The sequence below is a fragment of the Methylobacterium sp. A49B genome (assembly GCF_053346215.1).
In genome coordinates, this window is sequence record NZ_JBKFBO010000117.1 from 47820 (window position 1) to 71767 (window position 23948).

Annotated in this window: 24 protein-coding genes; 9 read left to right on the forward strand and 15 right to left on the reverse strand. The window is 67.5% G+C overall.

Annotation, left to right across the window (positions count from 1 at the left end; genetic code table 11):
* Positions 1-70 precede the first annotated feature (70 nt).
* Together ACLBX9_RS21510 and ACLBX9_RS21515 are read right to left on the reverse strand one after the other, a co-directional pair.
* Entirely contained in the window at positions 71-544 is a 474-nt protein-coding gene (locus tag ACLBX9_RS21510) for a hypothetical protein (RefSeq protein ID WP_010682327.1), read from the reverse strand.
* 76 nt (positions 545-620) lie between these two features.
* Positions 621-1112, reverse strand: a complete 492-nt coding sequence (locus tag ACLBX9_RS21515) for a hypothetical protein (RefSeq protein WP_010682326.1) — start codon at positions 1110-1112, stop codon at positions 621-623.
* 402 nt (positions 1113-1514) lie between these two features.
* Here ACLBX9_RS21515 and ACLBX9_RS21520 point away from each other — a divergent pair, with 402 nt between their 5' ends.
* Positions 1515-1943: an Hsp20 family protein gene (locus ACLBX9_RS21520; protein WP_447720365.1), complete on the forward strand. Its 429-nt coding sequence runs from the start codon at positions 1515-1517 to the stop codon at positions 1941-1943.
* Positions 1944-2042: 99 nt separating this feature from the next.
* The gene (locus ACLBX9_RS21525; RefSeq protein WP_010682324.1) at positions 2043-2327 is read left to right on the forward strand and encodes a BQ00720 family protein; all 285 of its coding nucleotides are present in this window, start codon (positions 2043-2045) and stop codon (positions 2325-2327) included.
* A gap of 21 nt (positions 2328-2348) precedes the next feature.
* On the opposite strand, the gene ACLBX9_RS21530 is transcribed toward ACLBX9_RS21525, so the two are convergent.
* A complete protein-coding gene (locus tag ACLBX9_RS21530) occupies positions 2349-3116 on the reverse strand; it encodes an alpha/beta hydrolase (RefSeq protein WP_010682323.1) in 768 nt (255 codons plus the stop codon).
* Positions 3117-3223: 107 nt separating this feature from the next.
* Here ACLBX9_RS21530 and ACLBX9_RS21535 point away from each other — a divergent pair, with 107 nt between their 5' ends.
* A complete protein-coding gene (locus ACLBX9_RS21535) occupies positions 3224-4522 on the forward strand; it encodes a glycosyltransferase (RefSeq protein ID WP_447720366.1) in 1299 nt (432 codons plus the stop codon).
* A 13-nt stretch (positions 4523-4535) separates the two neighbouring features.
* Here the strand turns inward: ACLBX9_RS21535 and ACLBX9_RS21540 are convergent, their stop codons facing one another.
* Entirely contained in the window at positions 4536-4844 is a 309-nt protein-coding gene (locus ACLBX9_RS21540) for a carboxymuconolactone decarboxylase family protein (RefSeq protein WP_447720367.1), read from the reverse strand.
* A 374-nt stretch (positions 4845-5218) separates the two neighbouring features.
* Positions 5219-5302, reverse strand: a complete 84-nt coding sequence (locus ACLBX9_RS21545) for a MerR family DNA-binding transcriptional regulator (protein ID WP_447720622.1) — start codon at positions 5300-5302, stop codon at positions 5219-5221.
* Between the two features lie 292 nt (positions 5303-5594).
* Here ACLBX9_RS21545 and infC point away from each other — a divergent pair, with 292 nt between their 5' ends.
* Positions 5595-6116, forward strand: a complete 522-nt coding sequence (infC, locus tag ACLBX9_RS21550; RefSeq protein WP_010682320.1) for a translation initiation factor IF-3 — start codon at positions 5595-5597, stop codon at positions 6114-6116.
* A 98-nt stretch (positions 6117-6214) separates the two neighbouring features.
* Positions 6215-7000 carry a HesA/MoeB/ThiF family protein gene (locus ACLBX9_RS21555; RefSeq protein ID WP_447720368.1) on the forward strand — a complete coding sequence of 262 codons (786 nt, stop codon included), beginning with the start codon at positions 6215-6217 and terminating at the stop codon, positions 6998-7000.
* Here the strand turns inward: ACLBX9_RS21555 and ACLBX9_RS21560 are convergent.
* From ACLBX9_RS21560 to rpmI, 5 genes are all read right to left on the reverse strand, one after another.
* A complete protein-coding gene (locus ACLBX9_RS21560; RefSeq protein WP_447720369.1) occupies positions 6989-7870 on the reverse strand; it encodes a DUF1186 domain-containing protein in 882 nt (293 codons plus the stop codon). The two genes, ACLBX9_RS21555 and ACLBX9_RS21560, sit on opposite strands and share 12 nt — an antisense overlap.
* Before the next feature lie 10 nt (positions 7871-7880).
* Positions 7881-10301, reverse strand: coding sequence for a phenylalanine--tRNA ligase subunit beta (gene pheT, locus ACLBX9_RS21565; protein ID WP_447720370.1), 2421 nt, complete (start codon positions 10299-10301; stop codon positions 7881-7883).
* 99 nt (positions 10302-10400) lie between these two features.
* The gene (gene pheS, locus ACLBX9_RS21570; RefSeq protein ID WP_447720371.1) at positions 10401-11483 is read right to left on the reverse strand and encodes a phenylalanine--tRNA ligase subunit alpha; all 1083 of its coding nucleotides are present in this window, start codon (positions 11481-11483) and stop codon (positions 10401-10403) included.
* Positions 11484-11639: 156 nt separating this feature from the next.
* Positions 11640-12017 (reverse strand): 50S ribosomal protein L20, encoded by a 378-nt coding sequence (gene rplT, locus ACLBX9_RS21575; RefSeq protein ID WP_010682315.1) that lies wholly within the window; start codon positions 12015-12017, stop codon positions 11640-11642.
* A 50-nt stretch (positions 12018-12067) separates the two neighbouring features.
* The gene (gene rpmI / locus ACLBX9_RS21580; RefSeq protein ID WP_447720372.1) at positions 12068-12271 is read right to left on the reverse strand and encodes a 50S ribosomal protein L35; all 204 of its coding nucleotides are present in this window, start codon (positions 12269-12271) and stop codon (positions 12068-12070) included.
* A 427-nt stretch (positions 12272-12698) separates the two neighbouring features.
* On the opposite strand from rpmI, the gene ACLBX9_RS21585 reads away from it, so the two are divergent.
* The 3 genes from ACLBX9_RS21585 (at position 12699) to dapE (ending at position 17594) form a co-directional block, all read left to right on the forward strand.
* Positions 12699-13829 carry a glycosyltransferase family 4 protein gene (locus ACLBX9_RS21585; protein WP_447720373.1) on the forward strand — a complete coding sequence of 377 codons (1131 nt, stop codon included), beginning with the start codon at positions 12699-12701 and terminating at the stop codon, positions 13827-13829.
* Between the two features lie 146 nt (positions 13830-13975).
* Entirely contained in the window at positions 13976-16321 is a 2346-nt protein-coding gene (locus tag ACLBX9_RS21590; RefSeq protein ID WP_447720374.1) for an amylo-alpha-1,6-glucosidase, read from the forward strand.
* Positions 16322-16406: 85 nt separating this feature from the next.
* Entirely contained in the window at positions 16407-17594 is a 1188-nt protein-coding gene (gene dapE, locus ACLBX9_RS21595) for a succinyl-diaminopimelate desuccinylase (protein WP_447720375.1), read from the forward strand.
* On the opposite strand, the gene ACLBX9_RS21600 is transcribed toward dapE, so the two are convergent.
* The 5 genes from ACLBX9_RS21600 to recR form a co-directional block, all read right to left on the reverse strand.
* Complete coding sequence (locus tag ACLBX9_RS21600) at positions 17572-18768, reverse strand: hypothetical protein (protein WP_447720376.1); 1197 nt, start codon at positions 18766-18768, stop codon at positions 17572-17574. The genes dapE and ACLBX9_RS21600 overlap by 23 nt on opposite strands.
* Before the next feature lie 166 nt (positions 18769-18934).
* On the reverse strand, positions 18935-19693 hold the full coding sequence (truA, locus tag ACLBX9_RS21605) for a tRNA pseudouridine(38-40) synthase TruA (RefSeq protein ID WP_447720377.1): 759 nt from the start codon (positions 19691-19693) through the stop codon (positions 18935-18937).
* Positions 19693-20622: a methionyl-tRNA formyltransferase gene (gene fmt, locus ACLBX9_RS21610; protein WP_447720378.1), complete on the reverse strand. Its 930-nt coding sequence runs from the start codon at positions 20620-20622 to the stop codon at positions 19693-19695. The genes truA and fmt overlap by 1 nt, the downstream gene beginning before the upstream one ends.
* Before the next feature lie 7 nt (positions 20623-20629).
* A complete protein-coding gene (locus ACLBX9_RS21615) occupies positions 20630-21145 on the reverse strand; it encodes a peptide deformylase (RefSeq protein WP_447720379.1) in 516 nt (171 codons plus the stop codon).
* Between the two features lie 106 nt (positions 21146-21251).
* Positions 21252-21857, reverse strand: a complete 606-nt coding sequence (recR, locus tag ACLBX9_RS21620; RefSeq protein ID WP_039892250.1) for a recombination mediator RecR — start codon at positions 21855-21857, stop codon at positions 21252-21254.
* Between the two features lie 414 nt (positions 21858-22271).
* Between recR and ACLBX9_RS21625 the strand changes: the two genes are divergently transcribed.
* Positions 22272-23891, forward strand: a complete 1620-nt coding sequence (locus tag ACLBX9_RS21625) for a phosphoenolpyruvate carboxykinase (RefSeq protein WP_010682306.1) — start codon at positions 22272-22274, stop codon at positions 23889-23891.
* The last annotated feature ends 57 nt before the right edge of the window (positions 23892-23948 follow it).

Sequence of the window (23948 nt, forward strand, 5' to 3'; positions counted from 1 at the left end):
CGGCGAAGGCCGCCGACCGCCCGGCGGTCCCGCCGGGCGGCCTGAAAGTCAGCGATCCTCGTCGCCCGCGTCAGCGGTCGAAGGGCAGACCGGCCTTCGTCTCGGTCTCCGTCCGCTCGAGGCAGGCTTCCCGGGCGGCGTCGCCGCCATCGCAGGCCAGAATGTCGTTGAGCAGCACTCGGCCGACCTTGTTGCAGGTGATGCCCGGAAAATCGAAGATCTTCACGGTCGTCTTGCGGGCCGGGAGCGGGCCGAGTTCCACCGCGACGCGCTTCTGCGCCACACCCTCCGTGTCGAAGGCGAAGAGATCGGCCTTGTAGGATTTAAGGCCGGTGCCCTTCGAGTTGTCGATCACCATCGTGATCCGGCAGGCTTCGCCGGCGGTCTCGACCTTGTTCAGCTGCAGCTTCAGCGGCGCCTTCTCGGTGGCGTCCTGAGCCAGCGCGGGCAGCGCGAGTGCCGCACCGAGGGCGGTGCAGGCCGCCGCGGCGCAGGCAGAGCGCCCGGCGCGTCGAAGGTCCTGTGGAAGATGCAGCACTGGCACGGGCCGATAATCCTCTTCGTTTCCACTCCGGAAGCGCTGTTCGAGTCGCTGCCGGTTCAGTTCGAGCCTCGGAGGCTCAGTGCAGCACGGCGCCGCCGGGACAAGCCGCCGGCGCCAGGCGCTCGGCCGCCGCGTCGAGCGGACCCACCGCGGCCCGGACGGCCGCGACGAGGCGGGGCGCGGCCTCGCGCCCGGTGAGTTCGGCCGCGGCCTCCTCCAGATCGGTCCAGAGCCGACGCCGGCCCTGATTGATCAGGTTCACCAGCGCGCATTCGTGACCCGTCACGCGGCAGCAGCTCGCCGGCATGAACGACCAGTCGTCGTCGCGCTCGACCCGGAGCGCACGAATGATCGCCACCACGCAGCCGACGAAGCGACAGCCCTCGGCGGCGCCGAGCAGCTGTTCCGCGCCGTCGAAGGCGGCGTTCCAGCACGCCACGTCGCTGGTCATGTACCCCGCCGCGACGAACCGGGCGACCGACAACGCCAGGATGTCGGCCTCGTCACCGCATACGTCGGCGACGCGCCGCAACGCCGCATGCTCCGCCGGGGTCGAAGGCGCGCTCATGAGCTCGAATGCCTCACCGTGCGAAGGATGTCGGGAATCCGTATGGACCGGACGCGTGTCAGCCGCGGCAGTATCCATCGGCGCCGCCGTGATCAAGGCCCGGCGTGAAAATCAGAGCAGTTCCAAATTGTTACGCGAAAGCTCTGCCGTTTGCGGCGTTGCGCAAAAGTCCTGCTAATAATTGCCATTTCATCCCAATAATCGCGGCCGTCACTGATCCGGCCAATAGCTCCGGGTCCCTTGATGCTCCGAGGGCCCTTGGCCATATCTCCGAGTCGCCGCGGCCCCCGGCCCGGTGGAGCGCTGTCCCGTGCGGGCTCCCTATCGCTGAGGTGCTCGTAGGTTCTCGGGATGCGGCAAGTCCCTGAGATCGGAGGCCTCGCCTTCTGGATGACGGCCGCGATGACACGAACTTCGCCCTTCGGGCACCCTTTTCTGCTCGGCTTCGACGAGATCGAGCAGGCCCTCGACCGCGTCTCCAAGGCCGCCAACGACGGCTACCCGCCCTATAACATCGAGCGCCTGCCGCGGACCGAGAGCGAGCCCGAGCGTCTCCGGATCACGCTGGCCGTTGCCGGTTTCACCCGCGATCAACTCGACGTGATGCTGGAGGAAAGCCAACTCGTGGTTCGCGGCCGACAGGTTGACGAGCGCGAGCGGCATTTCCTCCACCGCGGCATCGCAGCACGCCAGTTCCAGCGGACCTTTCTTCTCGCGGACGGCATGGAAGTCCTCGGGGCCGATCTCGCAAACGGTCTTCTGTCCATCGACCTCGTCCGGCCGGAACCGGACCGGATCGTGCGCAAGATCGATATCGGCGCCCGCGGCTGAGCCCGATTGATCCAGCCGCGGGGATCCCCACATAGCGTTCAGGCCGCTGGTGCCTTGAAGGACCGGCGGTGGACGCTCTGCCACCCCAGGAGGGCTATGATGACCGCTCTGAATCCGTCGCCCCTGACCCCCGCCGACCTCGATCCCGCCGATTTCGAGGCTGCCGATCTCGCGGCCCTGGGAGAGGGCCACATCGCTTACGTCCGGCCGATCCGGTCCGACGACGTGCGCCGCTTCTTCCCGCAGGCCCCCGAGCTGACCCCGGGCCTCGACCTGTTCGCGTTGCTCTCCGCGAGCGGCGCGCCGATCATGCTTGCCGATTCCCGAGACGTCGTGCTGGCCAATGCCGTCGCGCACGACCTGCAGCCTGTCAGCCTGCACTGAGGCCTGGACGGGCCCGACCGGTCAGGCAATCTCCGCGACAGCCGCCTGCAGGCGCGCGATGTCCTGCATCCGCGACAGGCGGTGGTCTCCGTCCGCGATCAGCGTGAGCACGGTCCCCTCGGCGGGCAATTGGCTGAGGATCCTCAGGGCGTGCGTGTACGGCACGTCGGTGTCGCGCATGCCCTGAAGGATATGGATCGGGCAGCCCGGATCGAGCGCGCCGTCGAGCAGGCAGTTCCGGCGGCCGTCCTCGATCAGGTTGAGGGTGATCGGGTCCGGCTCCGGCGCGTAGTCGCTTGGCCGCCTGAGAACCCGGTCGCGCACCAGCATCTCGCGGGCCGCCTCGCTCAGACGCTTCCAGATCAACTCCTCGGTGAAGTCCAGGGCCGGCGCGATGAGCACGAGGCCCGCGAGCGTACCCCCCTGGGCCGCGTGGGCGCGCGCCGCGAGGCAGGCGATCCAACCGCCCATCGACGAGCCGACCAGGATCGGAGGCGCGTCGACATGGGCGCTCAGCACCGCCTGCGTATCCTCCAGCCATGAGGAGATCGTGCAGTCCGTGAAGCGGCCGCTCGACTCGCCGTGGGCGGCATAGTCGAACCGGATGAGCTTGCGTCCCGTCGTGGCCGCCCAGGCATCCAGGGCCGTGGCCTTGGTGGCGGTCATGTCCGAGCGGAAGCCGCCGAGCCAGACGACCGGCGGCCCGGCTCCATCGCGCACCCGCACCGCGATGCGGCGAGCGGCGCTGCCCGTGCCGACGTTTAGGAACTCGGGCCCTGTTTCGGTCATCGTCCTCTCCGATATCCCCATCCGCGCGCGGAAGAAGTCCTGTCGTGACCGGGCAGGCTTCAACTTCCGTTTACCGGACCGTAAAGCCCGGCGGCGATGCTGGAGCAATGGCAGCGAGCTTTTGGCAGACACCGGCGGGAGGCATGCGCCTCCGCATCGGCGAACCGCGGGTGAGTGACGTGACCCGTGACGTAACCCCTGGGCTGTCGGTCTTTCCGACCGAGATCGGGGCGCTGGCGGGCGCCCGGATCCTTCAGATCATCCCTGAGCTGGAAGCGGGCGGCGCCGAGCGGACGACGGTGGATGTGGCCGGCGCCCTCGCGGCGGCGGGCGCGCGCGCGTTGGTGGCCACTGAGGGCGGCCGGCTGGTCGGTGAGCTGCAGGCGAAGGGCGGTCACTGGCTCCGGTTTCCCGCGGCCTCAAAGAATCCGGCGCGCATGGCGGTCAACGTCCTGCGGCTCATGGCCCTCTGCCGGCGCGAGGGCGTGCAGGTCATCCACGCCCGCTCGCGCGCGCCCGCCTGGGTGGCCCTGGGCGCCGCGCGTCGCCTCGGTCTTCCCTTCGTGACGACCTATCACGGCAGCTATTCCGGCCGGACCGGCGTGAAGGTCCTGTACAACTCCGTCATGGCCCGCGGCGACGTGGTCATCGCGAACTCGCGCTACACGGCGGACCTGATCCATCAGCTCCACGCCGAGCAGGCCGGCGAACGGGTGCGGGTCATCCATCGTGGCACTGACCTCGCGATCTTCAATCCGGTCGCCGTCGGGGCGGCTCGGGTCGAGGCGCTGCGTCGGGCCTGGAACGTGGCGCCGCACGAGCGGGTAATTCTCCTGGCGGCTCGCCTGACCGCCTGGAAGGGCCATCGCGTCCTCATCGAGGCGGCCGCCCAGATGCGCGACCGGGGCGTCCCCGACCTCGCAGTGGTGCTGGCGGGCGATCCTCAAGGCCGCACCTCCTACGAGCGCGAACTTGACGGGCTGATCGCGGCGCGCGGGCTCGGCGGCATCGTGCGTCGCGTCGGCCATTGCACGGACATGCCGGCGGCCTTCCGGGCCGCCTCCGCGGTGGCGGTGCCTTCGGTGGAGCCGGAAGCCTTTGGACGCTCGGCTGTGGAGGCGCAGGCGCTCGGCACGCCCGTGGTGGTCTCCGACCTCGGCGCCGTGCCCGAGACGGTCTTGGCGTCGCCGGATGTGCCGAGCGGCCAGCGGACTGGCTGGCGCGTGCCGCCCGGGGATGCTGCCGCGCTCGCGACGGCGCTCACCGAGGCGCTGTCGCTGGGTGCGAGCGCCCGAGATGCGCTCGCCCGCAGGGGGCGGGCGCATGTCGAGGCGCACTTCTCGCTGGAGCGGATGGTCGGCGACACCCTCGCGGTTTACGCCGAGCTTCTCGGCCGCGCGCCCTGAGTGGTGCGCGGGATCAGCTTCGCCGCTCGGCCGCGTCGTGCTGTGCGAGGACCCCTTTGGCGGCAAACGACCCGTTGAGGGCGGCCGGGAAGCCCGCGCAGACGGCCATCTGCATCAGGAGTTCGACGATCTCGGCGCGCGACAGGCCAACGTTGAGGCCGGCCACGATGTGCACCTTGAGCTTGGGCGCCGCGTTCCAGACGGCGGCCGGCACGGTGACGGTGGCGAATTCCCGGCTGCACAGGTCGAGCCCGGGCCGGGAGCAGGTGTCGCCGAACGGAGATTCGATCAGGTAGCGGGCTAGGTCCGGCGCAATCTCCACGGGGCAACGATGAGCGCCTCGCCGGCGTGCCCGTCGATCTTTGGAAGCGCCTGTTCTCCGCGTTCGCAGCGGCTCGAGTGCGGAGCTGGTGCCTGCGACATGGATGATCCTCTCGGTGGATCCGGCGTGTCCGGCAATCGTCGAGTCGAAACGAGGAGGCAGTCCTGAAAGTCGGCCACGCGCCGCCGCAGCTGTTCCCGATGGTGCTCGAGCCGCCGCCGTTTTTCCGGACTTGTTGCCGCTTCCTGCACTCGCGGATCGGCGTAGCGGTGAATCTCGCTGATCGGCATCCTGGTGGCCATGAGCCGGCCGGGAGCGATCTACGCCAGGATCGATGCGTCGTAGTCCCGCCGTCCGGATCCGTCCTGATCGGCTTAAGGAAGCGGCCCGAGCTGCCCGTAGTGGCGGAGGGTGTGGGCCGACAGACCGGACCGCTTCGCGAGGTCGCCGATCGTCATGAACGCCTGTTCTCGTCACGACGCGAGCACAGGTACCGCTTCGAGCGCGCCCCAGGTCAAAGTGCCCGAAGGCGTCCCGCAGCCGAGGACGCACGAGATTTTGCTCCCGCTGGACCGATTATTTCGTCCTGCGTCTGCCGAGACCGTTGACTCTGGCCGCGCTTCTCCCAACGTTGTATGTCCGGATGAGACCGGAGCGGCTGGCGGTCAGGAGATCCTCCCGGGGGTTGTCCGGTCCGCCGTTTCGTCGTTGCAGCAGGAGATCGAAGCCATTCGTAGACCGATGAGAGCCATGCCGGCCCCGCAGAAGGACGGGCCGCGCGCCAACCGCGATATTCGCGGGGTGCGGGAAGTGCAGCTGATCGACGATACCGGGCAGAACCGCGGTGTCGTTGCCTTCTTCGACGCGCTGAACCTTGCCGAGGAAGCCGGTCTCGATCTCGTGGAGATCGCGCCGAACTCCGTGCCGCCTGTCTGCAAGCTGCTCGATTACGGGCGCTTCCGCTTCAACGAGCAGAAGAAGCAGAACGAGGCCCGCAAGCGCCAGAAGACCGTCGAGGTGAAGGAGATCAAGCTCCGCCCCGGCATCGACAAGCACGACTACGACACCAAGATGAAGTCGGTGCACCGCTTCTTCGAGGAGGGCGACAAGGTCAAGGTGACCCTTCGTTTCCGCGGTCGTGAGATGGCTCACCAAGATATCGGCCTGCGCCTCTTGGAGCGCGTGAAGAGCGAGACCGCCGAGATCGCCAAGGTCGAGAGCGAGCCCATGCTCGAAGGCCGGCAGATGATCATGATCCTCGCGCCGCGCTGATCGACCCGACCTCGAGAGTTCGCGCCGCCTCCTGATCGAGGCGGCGTTTCTGTATGCGGCCGCTTCCGCGTCGAGCCGCGGAGGATTATGGGCTGCCCATGACCCTCACCTCGGACGAGATCGAACGCTACGCCCGCCACCTCGTGCTCCCCGAGATCGGCGGTCCCGGCCAAGCCCGTCTTCGGGCGGCCCGGATCCTTGTGGTCGGGGCCGGGGGGTTGGGCGCGCCGCTGATCCAGTATCTGGCCGCCGCCGGGATCGGCACGATCGGCATTGTCGACGACGACACCGTGTCGCTCTCGAACCTCCAACGGCAGGTGATCCACGGGACGCCGGATCTCGGCCGGCTCAAGGTCGAGAGCGCCGCTGACGCTGTGGCACGCCTCAATCCACACGTGCAGATCGTCCCGCACGTTCTGCGGATCGATCCCGACAATGCCGTCGACCTGATCAGCGCCTACGACCTGGTCGCCGACGGGTCCGACAACTTCGCCACGCGCTACGCCGTCTCCGACGCCTGCTTCAGGGCGCGCCGTCCGCTGGTGACGGCGGCGCTCGGCCGGTTCGACGGTACGCTCACCACGATCCGCGCGCACGAGGCCGCTCCGGACGGGACGCCGAACCCGTCCTATCGATGCCTGTTCCCGAACCCGCCGCCGCCCGGGAGCGTTCCGGCTTGCGCGGAGGCCGGCGTTCTCGGGGCGCTAGCCGGCGTGATGGGCTCGCTGATGGCCATGGAGGTGATCCGCGCGGTGGCGGATTTCGGCGAGCCTCTGGTCGGGCGCCTTCTCATGGTCGATGCCCGCGCGATGCGGTTCGAGACGCTCACTTACGGCTGGGATCCCGAGAACCCGCTCAGCGGGACGGCGGTCTCAGCCGAATAGTGGCCCCGGCGGCATCCACGGACCCTCCGCGTCGACTTTGCCGAGGCAGCATTTCTTGAACTTCTTGCCCGAGCCGCAGGGGCAGGGATCATTGCGCCCGACATCCTTGAGCGGGTTGCGCTGGGGCTCGCCGGCGCCCTCGACAGTCCAGTCGAGCGCATCCACCGGATCATCCAGGTAGCCGTACTGGTACGGACCGAGGCGGTCCCGATCCTCCGGTTTGGTCTCCGCCTTGCGGAGGGCTTCTTTGAACCAAGCGGCGTCGCTGATCTCGTCCGTGAGACGCCCGTCCGCCCGGGCCGCCGCGGCCCGTGGGGCGAGATCGCGGAAGCCGAGATGGGCGATCGTCTCCTCCCAGCCAGCCCAGACCGGCGCTTCCTCGACGGCGGCCTGGGCGTTGTCGAACCGCACCAGCAGGTCGTGCATGGCGGCGCGGTCGATCCGGCCTTCCAGGGTCAGGAAGGTGCAGGCGGAGAGGAGCGCCATCCGGACGTAATCGTCAGCCGTGCTGTCCAGGATCAGCCGGAAGAACGGCGCGCGGTCGCCGTCGAACAGGCTCGCCAGGACCTTCGCCAAGGTCGCCGTGACGGCGTCGCCGAGCACGGCGTCGAGGTCTTCCTCGTCCTGCCGCATCAGGCGCAGGAGCGGCGCCAGGGCCCGCGCGTCCCGGGCATGGGCCATGACGTGAAGGCCCCAGAACAGAAGGTTGGTCTTCTCCGGACTCAGCTCCTGCCGGTCGGCCGCCGCCTCGAGCAGCGGCAGGGTCGCCTCGGCGACGGCGGCCGGATGCTTCAACGCCTCGCGCAACGCCGCGGTCGGCCTGTGCTCGGCCGCCGCGAGATCGTCGATGAGCAGGGCGATCCGGTCCATGCGGTCTTCCTCAACTCCGGAGTGTCGCGCCCGTCTTCCGCGACACTTCGGCGACGATCTTGGCGCTCACCGCCTCGATCTCGGCATCGGTCAGGGTGCGCTCCACCGGCTGCAGCCGCACCGCGATTGCTACGGACTTCGCGCCCGCTGGCACGCCCGGCCCCTCGTAGAGATCGAAAACGTCGATTCCGGTCACCAGCTTGCGATCCGCGCCTTGTGCGGCCTTCACGAGGTCGCCGGCCGGCACGTCGCGGCCAACCACGAATGCGAAATCGCGCGACAGCGGCTGGAACTCGGAGAGCGACAGGGCCGGCTTAGCCTTGGTCGGCTTGTGCTTGGGCAGCGGCAGGGCGTCGAGCACGATCTCGAAGGCCACGAGGCTCCCCTTGAGATCGAGCGCCTGCAGAATCCGCGGATGCATCTCGCCGAACCAGCCGAGCTCAGTCTTGGGTCCGAAACGCAGCGTGCCCGAGCGGCCGGGATGTAGCCAGGACGGGCCGCCGGCCGTGATCTGGAGGCCGCCTGTCGGTACCCCGAGGCTGCCGAGAAGGGCCAGGGCGTCGGCCTTAGCGTCGAAGGCGTCGACGGACTTTGCTGATCCGTCCCAGTGTCGCCCCGCTCCGGCCAGTGTGCCGCCGCCGCGGCGGACCGCCGCCGCGCGGATGGTCTGGCCCTCGGGCTCGTCAGAGGCGAAGCACTGGCCGACCTCGAACAGGGCCGCATCGGGATAGCCGCGGTCGGCGTTGCGCTGTGCCGCTCGCAGGAGCCCTGGCAAGAGGCTGGGTCGCATGTCCGACAGCTCCGACGCGATCGGATTCGCCAGGATGAGGGCAGCACCGCCGCCGCCGAACAATTCGGCGTCCGCGTGCGGGACGAAGGACCACGTGACGGCTTCCATCAGCCCGCGGCTCGCCAGCGCGCGCTTGGCGCTGCGGGTACGCTTCTGCATAGCGGTGAGCAGCGGCCGGCCGATCCCGGCGAGGCGGGGCAGAGGCTTGGCCTCGATCCGATCCAGGCCGGCGATGCGCACGACTTCCTCGACGAGGTCGGCCTTGCCCTCGACATCGGGGCGCCAGGACGGCGTGAGAACCTTCGCCCGGTCGCCGGTGCCCGAGACGTTGAAGCCCAGCGTCTCGAGGATCGCCCTCATCTCGGTATGAGGCACATCGATGCCGGCGAGGCGGCGAACCTCGGTCCAGGGGAAATCGATAATGCGCTCGGCTTCGGGCGGCGTGCCGGCGACCCGCGCCTGAGTCGGCGTGCCGCCGCAGAGATCGACGACCAGGCGCGTCGCGAGGTCGAGGCCCGGCAGCGTGAAAGCTGGATCGACACCGCGCTCGAACCGGTAGCGCGCATCGGTGATGATGCCGAGGCGGCGGCCGGACTGGGCGATGTTGGCCGGGTCCCAGAGCGCCGACTCGATCAGCACGTCCGTGGTACCGGCATCGCAGCCGGACTGCTGGCCGCCCATAATGCCGGCGATCGACTCGACGCCGCGCGCGTCGGCGATCACCACCGTATCGCCATTGAGCGTGTAGGTCCGGCCGTCGAGAGCCATCAGGCTCTCGCCGTCCCGCGCGCGCCGCACTGTCAGCGCGCCCGAGACCTTCGCTGCGTCGAACACGTGCAGCGGCCGTCCCCGGTCGAAGGTGACGTAGTTGGTGATGTCAACGAGCGCGTTGATCGGGCGCAGGCCAATCGCCCGCAGCCGGGCCTGCATCCAGGCTGGCGACGGGCCGTTCTTCACGCCGCGCACCAGCCGCAGGGCAAACATCGGGGCAAGATGCCGGTCGGCCGCCGCGAAGGCCAGTTCGACCTCGACAGGGCAGGGGCCTTCGCCCCGTACCCCTGAGAGGGTCTCGCGCTTGAGGGTACCGATCCCGGCGGCGGCGAGGTCGCGGGCAATCCCGTGCACCGAGGTGCAGTCCGGCCGATTCGGCGTCAGGTTGATCTCGATGACCGGATCGTCGAGCCCGGCGTAGAGCGCGTAAGGCTGGCCGATGGGCGCGTCGGTCGGAAGCTCCATGATGCCGTCGTGGTCGTCGCCCAGGCCGAGCTCGGCGCCCGAGCACAGCATGCCGCGGCTCTCCACGCCGCGAATCGTGCCCACCGACAGGGTGATGTTCTTGCCTGGGACGTAAGTGCCAGGCGGCGCGAAGACCGAGACGAGATCGGCCCTGGCGTTCGGGGCGCCGCAGACCACCTGCACGGGCGCGCCCGCGCCGGTGTCGACGGTGCAGACCCGGAGCCGGTCCGCGTTCGGGTGCTGCTCGGCCGTCAGGATCCGGGCGATCACGTAGGGCTTCAGCGCGGCGGCCTTGTCCTCGACGCCCTCCACCTCCAGCCCGATCCGCGTGAGGGTCTCGGCGACGGTGTCGAGGGAGGCCTCGGTGTCGAGGTGGTCCTTGAGCCAGGAGAGGGTGAATTTCATGATGGACCTTCGAGAGCCCTGGTATCGGCTCGACCGTCGGAGGAACAGGATCGCGGGGTCGTCGCCGGGGCCGGAGGGCCGCGGCAGGGCCGGGACGGCTCAGCCGGTGAGGCCGCCCACAAGGCTCGGCACGTCGAGCGGGCGGAAGCCGTAATGGTCGAGCCAGCGGACATCCGCCTCGAAGAACGGACGCAGGTCCGGCATGCCGTATTTCAGCATGGCGATCCGGTCGATTCCGACGCCGAAAGCGAAACCCTGCACGACATCCGGATCGAGGCCGCAGTTACGCAGCACGTTCGGGTGGACCATCCCGCAGCCCAGGATCTCGAGCCAGTCGTCGCCGTCGCCGAAGCGGATCTCGCCGCCTTTCCGCGAGCACTGGATGTCGACCTCCGCCGAGGGCTCGGTGAAGGGGAAGAAGGAGGGGCGGAAGCGCATCTTCACGCCGTCCACCTCGAAGAAAGCTTTGCAGAACTCCTCCAGCACCCATTTCAGGTTGGCGATGTTGGCAGTCTTGTCGATCACCAGTCCCTCAACCTGATGGAACATCGGCGTGTGGGTCTGGTCGGAATCGTGCCGGTAGGTCCGGCCAGGGATGATCACGCGGATCGGCGGCTCCTGCGACCGCATGGTCCGCACCTGCACGGGCGAGGTGTGGGTCCGCAGCACCTTGCGCTTCCCGTCGCGGTCCGGCGCCAGGAAGAAGGTGTCGTGCATCTCGCGGGCCGGGTGGCCGGGCGGGAAATTGAGGGCGGTGAAATTCAGCTCGTCCGTCTCGATGTCCGGACCCTCGGCGACCGCGAAGCCCATGTCGGCGAAGATCGCGGTGATCTCGTCGATGACCTGCGAGATCGGGTGGATCCGGCCGCGGACCTCGGGGGCCTCGCGGACCGGCAGGGTCACATCGACCCGCTCGGAGGCGAGGCGCGCCTCCAGCGCGGCCTCGGCGAGTTCGGTCTTGCGCGCGGTGACGGCGCCTTGAACCCGGTCGCGCAGGCCGTTGATCAGCGGGCCGCGCTCCTTGCGCTCGTCGGGCGTCATCGCGCCGAGGGTCTTCAGCAGATCCGAGACGCTGCCCTTCTTGCCGAGCGCGGCGACGCGGACCGCGTCGAGGGCCGCCTCGTCCGACGCCGCGCCCACCTGGGCCAGGAGATCGCGTTCGAGGGTGTCGAGATCGGTCATCGCTGTCTTCGAGCAGGGTTGGCGGAGTCGGCCGTCGGGCCGTGCTCTCGCGCGTTGTGCGGCCCGGTGCAAGCGCGGGGCGCGGGACCTCGTGAACGACGAAGGCGCGGTTCCCCGGGGAACCGCGCCTTCCGTCCGTCTCGCCCCAGGCCTGGATCAGGCAGCCTTGGCGGTGTTCTGCGGCAGCGCGGCCTTCGCCTTCTCGACGACGGCGGCGAAGCTCGCCGGCTCGTGGATCGCGAGTTCCGACAGGGCCTTGCGGTCGACGACGATGCCCGACTTGGCCAAGCCGTCGATGAAGCGCGAATAGGTCAGGCCATGCTCGCGGACAGCGGCGTTCAGGCGCTGGATCCAGAGCGCGCGGAACGTGCGCTTCTTGTTCTTGCGGTCGCGGTAGGCGTACTGCAGACCCTTCTCCACCGCCTGCTTGGCGATGCGGATCGTATTCTTGCGCCGGCCGTAATAGCCCTTGGCGGCCTTCAGAACTTTCTTATGCTTCGCGTGACTGGTCACGCCGCGCTTGACGCGGGCCATCGGTTATCTCCTGGATTCGACGAAAGACAGTGGCAACGGGTGTCGAAGGCTTACCGCGCGCTCGGCAGGAAGTACTTCTTCACGTTGGCGGCATCGCCCTCGAACAGGGTCGTGGTGCCGCGCAGGTTACGGATCTGCTTGGTCGTCCGCTTGATCATCCCGTGGCGCTTGCCGGCCTGGGCGTACATCACCTTGCCGGTGCCGGTGATCTTGAAGCGCTTCTTCGCGCCCGATTTCGTCTTCAGCTTGGGCATTTGGCTCTCCGTTGCGCGAAAATCCCTCAGACCGGCCCAGGTGGGTCGGATGCGGTTCGCGCGCTGATGCTTCTGGTGGAGCAGCACGAGCCGCCACGGCAGCCCTGATCGGCCGGGCGGTTCGACGCGGGGCGGCTTATGACAGAAAGCCGACGCGGCGGCAACGTCCCCGCTGCGGCGCGCTCCGTCGGAGATCGCCGATCTGTGTCCAGCGAGGGCGGAACGGAGCCGGGCCGTAGCTGTTCTGGTCCAGGCCGCCCGCAATGGTGATTCGGAGGAATTCGGGGACAGCGAGCGCACTGCACAAAACGGTGCGCGACAAGGGGGTCGCCAGGAACCATAACCTTAGCCGTCAGTTTCATTCATGTCCCGCTCAGGCCGGCAGGGTTAGACCCCCCGTCAAATTCGGCCAACCAGGAGACACTTCGTGCGCATTGCCCAGATCGCTCCGTTGTCGGAGGCCGTCCCTCCGAAGTTCTACGGCGGCACCGAGCGCGTCGTCAGCTGGATTACAGAGGAACTGGTTCGCCAGGGCCACGAAGTCACGCTGTTCGCCAGCGGTGACTCACAGACGACTGCCAAGCTCGCGGCCTGCACACCGGAAGGTCTGCGGCTGCTCGGCTATCGCGACCACACAGCGAGCCACCTGGCGATGCTCCATCAGGTCCATCGCCGCGCGCACGAGTTCGATATCCTGCACTTCCACATCGACCTGCTTCAGTACCCGATGTTTGAGGATCTGAACCACAAGTGCATCACGACGATGCACGGTCGCCTGGACGTGCCCGACTTCATGCCGGTCTACCGCACCTTCACCGGAATGCCGCTGGTCTCGATCTCCGACAACCAGCGCCTGCCGATGCCGCCGACCTCGAACTGGCTGGCGACGATCCATCACGGCCTTCCGACCGAGAACTGCCCGTACTATCCAGAGGCGAAGGGTGGCTATCTCGCTTTCCTCGGCCGGATCTCGCCCGAGAAGCGGCCCGATCGCGCCATCGAGATGGCGATCCGGTCCGGCACGCCCCTCAAGATCGCCGCGAAGGTCGACAAGGCCGACCAGGATTACTGGGACGAGGTCATCGAGCCGATGATCCACCACCCGCTGATCGAGTATATCGGCGAGATCAACGAGGAGCAGAAGAAGGAATTCCTCGGCAACGCCCTGGCACTCGCCTTCCCGATCGACTGGCCGGAGCCCTTCGGCCTCGTGATGATCGAGGCGATGTCGGCCGGCACGCCGGTGATCGCCTTCCGTAACGGCTCCGTGCCGGAGGTCATCAAGGACGGCGTCGGCGGCGTTCTGTGCAACACCATGGACGACGCCGTGGCCGCCGTGGCGCAGGTGAAGGCCATGAGCCGCGCCGGCGTTCGCCGTCACTTCGAGAGCCAGTTCACTGCCGAGTGCATGGTCAAGAAGTACGTGGCCGCCTACGAGGAACTGCTGTCGCGCGGCGCTGACGTGATCAAGCTGCCTAAGTCAGGCTTCAAGCCGCAATACGGCGAGGTGAATGGTTCGGCCCGTCCGGCGATCCCCGTCGCGGCGATGCCGGCCTGAAAACCGCCACCGGGCTTGCGAGGCAGGCCCGGCTCGGCCTAGCGTCTTAAAGGCGACTCATCCGTAGCGTGAACAGGGGCCGCCGCATCCGAGATGATGCGGCGGCCCTCTCGATTCGCACCCTCACAGACCCGGAGATGCCCTGCATGGCGGCAGAGAACTCGGCAGCGGCCCACGCAGCGACGGCCCGCGCCACGGCGGGTGTCGGAAGCGCGGCGCTCGGATTTCAGGACGCGGACGACGTGCTGCCGCCCTACCACATCGAGGCGCAAACCTCCCTGGTCGAGCGGCCACTGCGCTCGCTGAAGTTCGGCGAGGCCTTCGGCGTCCTCGATTCCTACGGCGATATCGGCGTCCAGCCGGGTCCGGAGGGTCTGTATTTCCAGGACACGCGCTACCTGTCGCGGCTGGAACTGACGGTCGAAGGTCAGCGCCCGCTGATGCTCTCCTCGGTGATGCAGGACGACAACGGCGCCCTCAGCGTCGACATGACCACGCCCGACATCCGCCTCGACGCCCACGACGAAACTTCGATACCCCGCGAGACGATCGCGATCGAGCGCACCAAATTCCTCTTTCGGGGCACCTGCTACGATCGGATCGGCCTGCGGTCGTTCGATTCGAAGCATCGCCGCCTGCGCATCGCCGTCACCTTCGATGCGGATTTCCGCGACCTGTTCGAGGTGCGCGGCACGGATCGCGGGCAGCGCGGCAAGCGCGGCGTCCAGGTGGCGAGCGATCGGGAAGTCCAGTTCCGCTATGTCGGCCTCGACGAGATCGTGCGGACGACGGCCCTGCATTTCGGGCCGAAACCGGATCTGATCGAGCCGGGCCGCGTCCTCTTCGATGTGTCGCTACCGCCGGGCGGCCGCACCTCGCTCTTCATCCGCGTCGCCTTCGAGGCGCACCGTGCCTTCACCAAGCCGCCGACCGAGACGCTGGTGGGTGAGGACGCGGCCGCCAAGTTGACGCTGGCGGCGAATGCCGGCGGCGCCCGGCGCGAATTGCGCGACACCGGCGAAGGCACGGTGTTCGCACGCGCCTATCGCGATGCGCGCCGCGACCTGCGGGCTTTGACGGCCGGGATCACAACGATCATCTCGTCGAACGATCAGTTCAACGAGGGGCTCTGCCGCGCCACGGCCGACCTCTACATGCTGGCAAGCCGCACCCCTGAGGGGATCTACCCCTTCGCCGGCATCCCCTGGTACTCCACTGTCTTCGGCCGCGACGGCATCATCACGGCGATGATGGCGCTCTGGATCGACCCGAAATTCGCTCGCGGTGTCCTGCGCTATCTCGCCTCGACGCAAGCCAAGGCGGTCGATCCGGCGGCCGATGCCCAGCCCGGCAAAGTCCTGCACGAGACCCGCCGCGGCGAGATGGCGATGCTCGGCGAGGTTCCGTTCCGGCACTATTACGGCACGATCGACGGTACCCCGCTCTTCGTGATGCTCGCCTGGGAGTATTACGCGGTCACCGGCGATCTGGAGACGGTCCGGGCGATCTGGCCGGCCCTGGAACTCGCCCTCGAATGGATGGATCGCTACGGCGACCGGGACGGCGACGGCTTCGTCGAGTACGCCCGCGACACCGACAAGGGCCTCGAGAACCAGGGCTGGAAGGACAGCCACGATTCGATCTTTCACGCGGATGGACATCTGGCCAAGGGCCCGATCGCGCTTTGCGAGGTGCAGGGCTACGTCTACGCCGCCAAGCACGGCATGGCGAAACTCGCGGCGCTGCTCGGGCACGACGCCATGGCAGAACGCCTCACCGAGGAAGCGACGACCCTGCGCGAGCGGTTCGACACGGCCTTCTGGAACGAGGAGATCGGCACCTACGCGCTCGCCCTCGACGGGGCGAAGAAGCAGTGCGCCGTGCGCTCGTCGAATGCCGGCCACGCCCTCTTCACCGGCATCGCCAAGCCGGAGCGGGCGGCGCGGGTCGCCGAGACGCTGTTGTGCAAGGATGGGTTCAACGGCTGGGGCGTGCGCACCATCGCCAAGGGCGAGGCGCGCTACAACCCGATGTCCTACCACAACGGCTCGATCTGGCCGCACGACAACGCGCTGATCGCGATGGGGCTGGCCCGCTACGATCGCAAGCACGAGGCCGCGCGCATCTTTCAAGGAATGTTCGACACCTCCCTCTACCAGGACCAGAAGCGCCTGCCGGAGCTGTTCTGCGGCTTCATGCGCCGCAAGCAGCGCGGACCGGTGTCGTATCCCGTCGCCTGCAGCCCGCAAGCCTGGGCGGCCGCCGCGCCCTTCGCGTTCCTGGCCGCCTGTCTGGGCCTCGAACTCGACCACGAGCGCAACAGCGTCCGTCTCAAGAATCCGATCCTGCCGGAATTCCTCGACGGAGTGACGCTCTACAACGTGAAACTCGGCGGCTCGCGCCTGGACATTCGGTTCCAGCGCTACGACGACGACGTCACGGTCTCGGTTCCGCGTCGCCAGGGAGACGTGCAACTCATCGTCACCAAGTAAGGGCATCCCATAGGGGCTCCCACGCGCGGCCCGCTTCGGGGTAAGCGGGCCGCGCGGCATGTCACGCCGCGCCGAGGACGGGTTCATGCCGGCTGATCACGATGCTCCGCACGCCGCCCTGCGCCTCGCGCAGGACCTGATCCGCTGCCCGTCCGTGACGCCCGAGGATCGAGGCGCCCTCGATGTGGTCGCCGATGCGCTCCGGCCCGCCGGCTTCGCCATCGAGCGGCCGGCCTTCTCGGAACCCGGGTTCCCCGACACGCCGAACCTCTACGCGCGCCTCGGCCAGGGTGGCCCCTGCCTGGTCTTCGCCGGTCACACCGACGTCGTTCCGGAGGGCGACGGCGCGTGGCGCCACGGTCCGTTCGACGGCGCGGTGGCCGACGGGATGCTGTACGGGCGGGGTGCCGCCGACATGAAGGGCGGCATCGCCTGCATGCTCGCCGCGACGCTGGCATTCCTGGAGAAGCGCAGTTCCGGATTCGACGGCTCCATCGCGTTCCTGATCACCGGCGACGAGGAGGGGCCGGCGGTCAACGGGACCGTGAAGCTGCTGGACTGGGCACGGGCCCGGGGCGAGCGCTTCGACCATTGCGTGCTTGGCGAGCCGACCAACCCTGGGCGGCTCGGCGAGATGATCAAGATCGGCCGGCGCGGCTCGCTGACCGGAAAGCTCACCGTACTGGGCCGCCAGGGCCACGTGGCCTATCCCCACAAGGCGGAGAACCCGATCCCAGGGCTGCTGCGGCTCGCCTCTGCGCTGGTCGCCGAGCCCCTCGACGGTGGGACGGCACATTTCGATGCCTCGAACCTGGAACTCACCACGATCGATGTGGGCAATCCGGCAACCAACGTGATCCCGGCTACCGCCCGGGCGACGTTCAACGTCCGCTTCAACGACGACTGGACAGCGGAAAGCCTGGGTGCCGAGATCCGGCAGCGCCTGGAGCGGGCAGCCGGAAATTCCGTCTCGTTCACCCTCGACCTCCAGCCGTCGAATGCGCCCGCCTTCCTGACGCGCCCGGATCCCTTTGTGAATCTCGTCTCGGAGGCGATCCGGGCGGAGACTGGCCTGACGCCGGTTCTCTCGACCTCCGGGGGCACATCCGATGCGCGCTTCATCAAGGATGCCTGTCCGGTGATCGAATTCGGTCTCGTGGGCGAGACGATGCATCAGGTCGACGAGTGCGTGGCGGTCGCCGACCTGGAGCGCTTGACGGCCATTTACGGCCGGGTGCTGGAAGCGTATTTCAGCGCGCCCATCCCCTGTTGAGCCACCCGAAATAAGCGTAGGCTACGCTGTTCAGTGGCGGCCTGCTCGCGCCCGGGAAGCGTCTGCTTTTCCGACCGAGGCGATCGCCGACCGCAATATAGATTTGACGAAGTCGTTGAACATGTGGATCGTCAAGCCTTAACTCTATGCTTCGCCGTACGACGGCAGCAGCGCTTGTCTTGTTAAGGCCTTCAATCGGGATCAATCCAGAACCGAGAATGACCCGACCAACTTCCAAAAGTAAGGCATCGTTCTCGACTTCGTCGTCCGTCGCGAGACGTTCAAGATCGAACAAGGTGCGCACGCCCAGCGGCCACAGCTTGACGATTTTATCGCGTCCTACTGAACAGCAGAGCTGAGCCTGGGCGACCCAGTCCATAATCTGGTACACGCCAAAGGGCGTTTCCACGAATAGCATCAGCGGATTGGCGGCCGCTAGATTCTGCGTCGAATGAATGTGATGATCTTCAAGTCGTGAGCGAATATCGCTATCAATCCCGTCAATGATCTCGATTGGCGTTATCTTGAAGGCTTGGAAGACCTCTCCTTCTTCTTGCTTGAAGTTTTTGAGCTGGTCGCGCTGGATGACCCATCGCAGGGCGACATCGGGCATAATTCCGACCACGAAGCACGCTGTGATCACAACCCCGAGGGCGATTGCGGGCGGTTGATGACCCATGAGCGCGAAAACCGGCTTCGCGATCTCGCCACCTACATTCGTCAGGACGATCGTGATCATCGGAGCCAGAGCTACGCTCAAAAGGATTTTGATCGTTTCAGAACCGATTGCTGCGGGGCTCAAATCGAAATTTCTGATTGCACGTAGCAAATTCCGTAAGGCGGTTATGTAGCTGCTGGCGAACGCGGCACACATTCCAAGGAGCCAGAGTTCGGAGAGGTTCCCTGACTTTGGGTAGGCTACGTCCGACCAGATCAATTGGCTGGGCGCGGTGGTGTAGGACGATAAAACATATAATAGCAGAGACAAAGAATAAAATGTCGCAAATCCGGCCAAAGCACTGAAGGGGCTGCACGCGATCAACCACGAGATGATCGAGAAATCTTTGCGTTTGCGACTGTGATCGATCCAATCAGCGGTCCTGCGATGCGCGTCGCCACGAATGATTTCGGGGTCGCGCCCTCGTTTGTGGCCGACAAAGTATTTGTACTTCACGAATTCAAACCGGGGAACAGAACCGAAAGTGCAGTGCAGACATGGACTGCTGTTGCAAACGGTAGATCCATTCGGGCCCCCTCGAATCGCTCGCAAGTCTCAACGGGGCGAGTGTCTCAGATCGTCCGGAATTTTCAAACCTAAGGTTTCCAAGCCTCCGTCAGTATTACGCTTCTGCGTAGTCCACACCGACGAAGGTCAGTCCGGCGGCAGGCGCCAGGGGGCCGCACCGGCGCTTGTCGCCGGAGGCCAGGATGTCGGCCACGTCATCTGCAGATAGGCGTCCGCAGCCGGCGAGCATCAGCGTTCCGACCATTGCCCGCACTTGGTGATGCAGAAAGGAGCGCGCCGAGGTCGTCACCACGATCTCGTCGTGCAGCGCCATCGGGCCACGAACGACCTCAAGTTGCTCAAGCGTGCGGACCGGACTGTTCGCCTGGCACTCGGCCGCGCGGAAGGCCGAGAAGTCGTGTCGGCCGATCAGGCGTCGGGCCGCCGCATGCATGAGGTCCGGGTCGAGGGGCCAAGGTACGTGCCAGACGTGTGCCCGGGTCAGCGCCGCGGGACTGCGCCGGTTGAGGATCCGGTACCGGTAGTGGCGCCGGATCGCGGAGTGGCGCGCGTCGAAGCTCTCAGGGACGATCTCGGCCGACAGGATTGCCACCGGCTGCGGCCGGAGATGCGCGTTCAGCGCGTCCCGCACCGTGTCGGTCCGCCATGCCTTAGCGAGGTCGACATGGGCCACCTGATGGATGGCGTGCACGCCGGCATCGGTCCTGCCGGCGCAGGCCAGCCGGGCCTCCTCACCCGAGAAGCGCGTCACCGCCGCCTCGATCGCCGCCTGGACCGTGGGATCTTCGGCCTGCCGCTGCCAGCCGCAGAACGGACCGCCGTCATATTCGATGACGAGCTTGTAGCGGGGCATCAGCCGAGACGGGCGCCGAGCGTCAGGCGGGCACCGCGGACGAATTCGGCCCCGCTCGCACTGCCGCCCTTGCCGGCGCGACGGAGCTCCGTCAGCCGCACTGCGCCTTCGCCGCAGGCTACGATGCCCTCGGCATCGACGAGCGTTCCGGCTCCGCCGGCCCCGTCCGTCTGGACCGCGCGAAGTACCTTCACCCGCTCGGGACCCTTCCCGAGATCTACCTCGAAGAAGGCGCCCGGGAAGGGCGAGAGCCCGTTAATGTGGTTCGCGACATGTGCGGCCGGGTGTGTCCAGTCGATCCGCGCCTCATCGTTCTTGATCTTGTGCGCGTAGACGACTCCCTCGTCCGGCTGCGGCGTGAAGGTGAGCGTGCCCCGGTCAAGGAGGCCGACGGCCTGCGCCATCAGGTCGGCGCCGAGCGGCATCAGCGCGTCGTGCAACGCGCCCGCGGTCATGCCCGGATTGATCGCAATCCGCGCTTCCATCGCCACGGGACCGGTATCGAGCCCGGCCTCCATGCGCATCACGCCGACACCACTCTCGGCGTCGCCCGCCATGACGGCACGCTGAATCGGCGCCGCCCCGCGCCAGCGCGGCAGGAGCGATCCGTGCAGGTTGAGGCACCCGTGCTTCGGCGCGTCGAGGATGGCCTGTGGCAGAAGCATCCCGTACGCGACCACCACGGCGACGTTCGCGCGATGCCCCGTGAAGGTCTCGGCGGCTTCCTCGGTGCGCAGGGTGGCGGGCGTCAGGACCGGCAGCCCGAGCGTCTCGGCCAGGGCATGGACCGGGGAGGGGCGCAGGCTCATGCCCCGCCCCGCCTTCGCGGGCGCGCGGGTGTAGACGGCCGCGATCTCGTGGCCGTCCTGCACGAGCCGCGCAAGCGTCGGCACCGCGAAGTCGGGTGTGCCCATGAAAACGACGCGCATCGTCGGATCAGGCCGCGTCGCGCTTGGCCGCCTTGGCGAACTTCTTGATCACGCGGTCACGCTTCAGCTTGGACAGGTGGTCGATGAACAGCACGCCGTTGAGATGATCGATCTCGTGCTGGATGCAGGTCGCGAGCAGCCCATCGGCCTCGATCTCCTGCTCCTTGCCGTCGAGGTCGCGAAACTTCACGCGGACCCGGTCCGGTCGCTCGACCTCGCCGTAATATTCGGGGATCGACAGGCATCCCTCGTCGTAGACGCGCTTTTCCTCCGAGGACCAGACGATCTCGGGATCGATGAACACCCGCGCTTCCCGGACGCCCTCTTCCTTCGACGTGTCGATCGTCACAACGCGCTTGGGCACGCCGATCTGGATCGCCGCCAGCCCGACGCCGGGTGCATCGTACATCGTCTCGAACATGTCGGCGACGAGGGTGCGGATCTCGGCGGTGATCGGCCCGACCGGATCGGAAGCGCGGCGCAGGACAGGATCGGGGAGGATGACGAGGGGGCGGATGGTCATGACAGGAACCGGCATAGACAGCGCCGGGACGAGTCCGGGCAACGCGTCGAATAGGATGCGGCCGGGAACCGGTCAAATGACCGCCGACCCCCATTTCCCCGGCGGCTCAGAAGGCGGTGCGGCTGCGGATGGCGGCGGTCAGCGTCCCCTCGTCGAGATAGTCGAGCTCGCCGCCCACAGGCACGCCGTGGGCGAGGCGCGTCACCTTCACGTCGCAGTGCCGGATCGACTCCGTGACGTAGTGGGCCGTGGTCTGGCCATCGACGGTGGCATTCAGGGCGAGGATTACCTCCTTCACCTCCGGCTGCGCCACGCGCTCCACCAGGGTCGCGAGGTTCAGGTGCTCCGGCCGCACCCCGTCCAGCGCCGAGAGCACACCGCCGAGCACGTGGTAGCGTGCCTTCACGGCGCCGGAACGCTCCAGTGCCCAGAGGTCCGACACGTCCTCGACCACCACGAGCGTCGTCGGGTCGCGTTCCGCATCGCGGCAGATCGTGCAGGGATCCGAGGTGTCGACGTTGCCGCAGCTCGTGCACACGATGATCCGGTCCGCCGCGACCCTCATGGCGTCGGCGAGCGGTCCGAGCAGCGTGTCGCGCTTTTTGATAAGCTGAAGGGCGGCCCGGCGGGCCGAGCGCGGTCCAAGCCCCGGCATGCGGGCGAGGAGCTGAATCAGGCGTTCGATTTCGGGGCCGGCGACGGCTTGGGGCATCGTGCCTCGTGGTGCCTCTGGGCGGAAGACGAGCGGGCGCTCGGTATCGGCATAGCCGTCGGCGCCTGGCATGCAAGGGCGCATGGGCGCTGACGGGGGATGCGGGTATTCCAGAGCCGTTCTGCGCGCCCCGGTGATCGAGCGGGCGCGTCCGACTGCTTACAGACGGGGGTTCCTGCGTCGACAACTGTGATCTAGCCTGTTGGTACACGTTGCGGGCTCCAGGCGGAGCCCATAATGACAGCGAAGCTTCGCCGCCTACTCATGCCGAGAGATGGGAAGCTGCCGGGGAACGGTGATCCTGCGTGCGGCGGACCTGTACGACCGCACGGACGTCCCCTGGTTCTTACCGGTCGACGGTGTCGCCCGGTGCAGTCGCGTCGACGGTCGAACAGGGGCCCGGAGGATACGGTCTTGACCAACATCGGTGATCACAACGCGGCCCATGGTGCCGAGGCGGCTGGCTTCCGCGACCTCAAGGCCGTCCACTGGAATTTCGAGGCCCCCCGGCTCTACGAGGAGGCGTTGTCCCGCAGGGAGGCGCAACTTGCCCGCGGCGGTGCGATCGTCGCCACCACCGGCAGCCACACCGGCCGCTCGCCCAAGGACAAGTTCGTGGTCCGCGACGCCGCCACCGAGTCCGAGGTCTGGTGGGACAACAACGGCGCGATCACGCCCGAGCAGTTCGAGACCCTGCGCCAGGACTTCCTGAAGCACGCCGAGGGCAAGGAGCTGTTTGCCCAGGATCTCTACGGTGGCGCCGACCCGGCCTACCGGGTGAAGGCTCGTGTGTTCACCGAGTTCGCCTGGCACTCGCTGTTCATCCGCAACCTGCTGATCCGCCCGGACCGCTCCGAGATCGCGTCCTACGTGCCGGACATGACGATCATCGACCTGCCGAGCTTCCAGGCGGACCCCGCCCGGCACGGTTGCCGGTCCAAGACGGTGATCGCCATCGACTTCGCCAAGAAGCTCGTGCTGATCGGCGGCTCGGCCTACGCGGGCGAGATGAAAAAGTCGGTCTTCACCTACCTCAACTACATCCTGCCCGGTAAGGGCGTGATGCCGATGCACTGCTCGGCCAACGCGGCGCTGGACGCCGAGGGTGGCTCGGCGATCTTCTTCGGCCTGTCCGGCACCGGCAAGACGACGCTGTCGAACGATTCCTCCCGCCAGCTCCTCGGCGACGACGAGCACGGCTGGTCGAACGAGGGCATCTTCAACTTCGAGGGCGGCTGCTACGCCAAGACCATTCGCCTGTCGCGCAACGCCGAGCCGGAGATCTACGCCACCACCGAGCGCTTCGGCACGGTGATGGAGAACGTGATCATCGATCCCGTCACCCGTGCGCCGAACTTCGACGACGCCTCGCTCACCGAGAACACCCGCTGCGCCTACCCGCTGGACTTCATCGCCAATGCGAGCGCCACCGGCCGGGCCGGGCACCCGAAGAACATCGTGATGCTCACCTGTGACGCCTTCGGGGTGATGCCGCCGATTGCCAAGCTCACGGGCGCCGAGGCGATGTACCACTTCCTCTCGGGCTACACCGCCAAGGTGGCCGGCACCGAGCGCGGCCTGACCGGACCGGAGGCGACCTTCTCGACCTGCTTCGGCGCGCCGTTCATGCCACGGCATCCGAGCACCTACGGCAACCTGCTCCGCGACCTGATCGCCAAGCACAGCGTCGATTGCTGGCTCGTCAACACCGGCTGGACCGGCGGCGGCGTCGGCACCGGCCGGCGGATGCCGATCCGCGTGACGCGGCGCCTGCTGACCGCGGCGCTCGACGGCTCGCTGGCGCAGGCCGAGTTCCGCCGCGACCCGTATTTCGGCTTCGCGGTCCCGGTCTCGGTGCCGGGCGTCGAGCCGCACATCCTGACCCCGGTGAAGACCTGGGCCAACAAGGGCGCGTTCGTCGAGACAGCCGCGCGGCTGGTCAAGATGTTCGACGACAACTTCAAGCGGTTCGAGACCCATGTCGATGCCGACGTGCGCGCCGCCGGACCGACCGCTCAAGCGATCGCGGCCTGAGAATCAGACGGGCGGCTCGACGGGCCGCCCGTTCCTCCGCGTCCTCGCGAGCGCAGC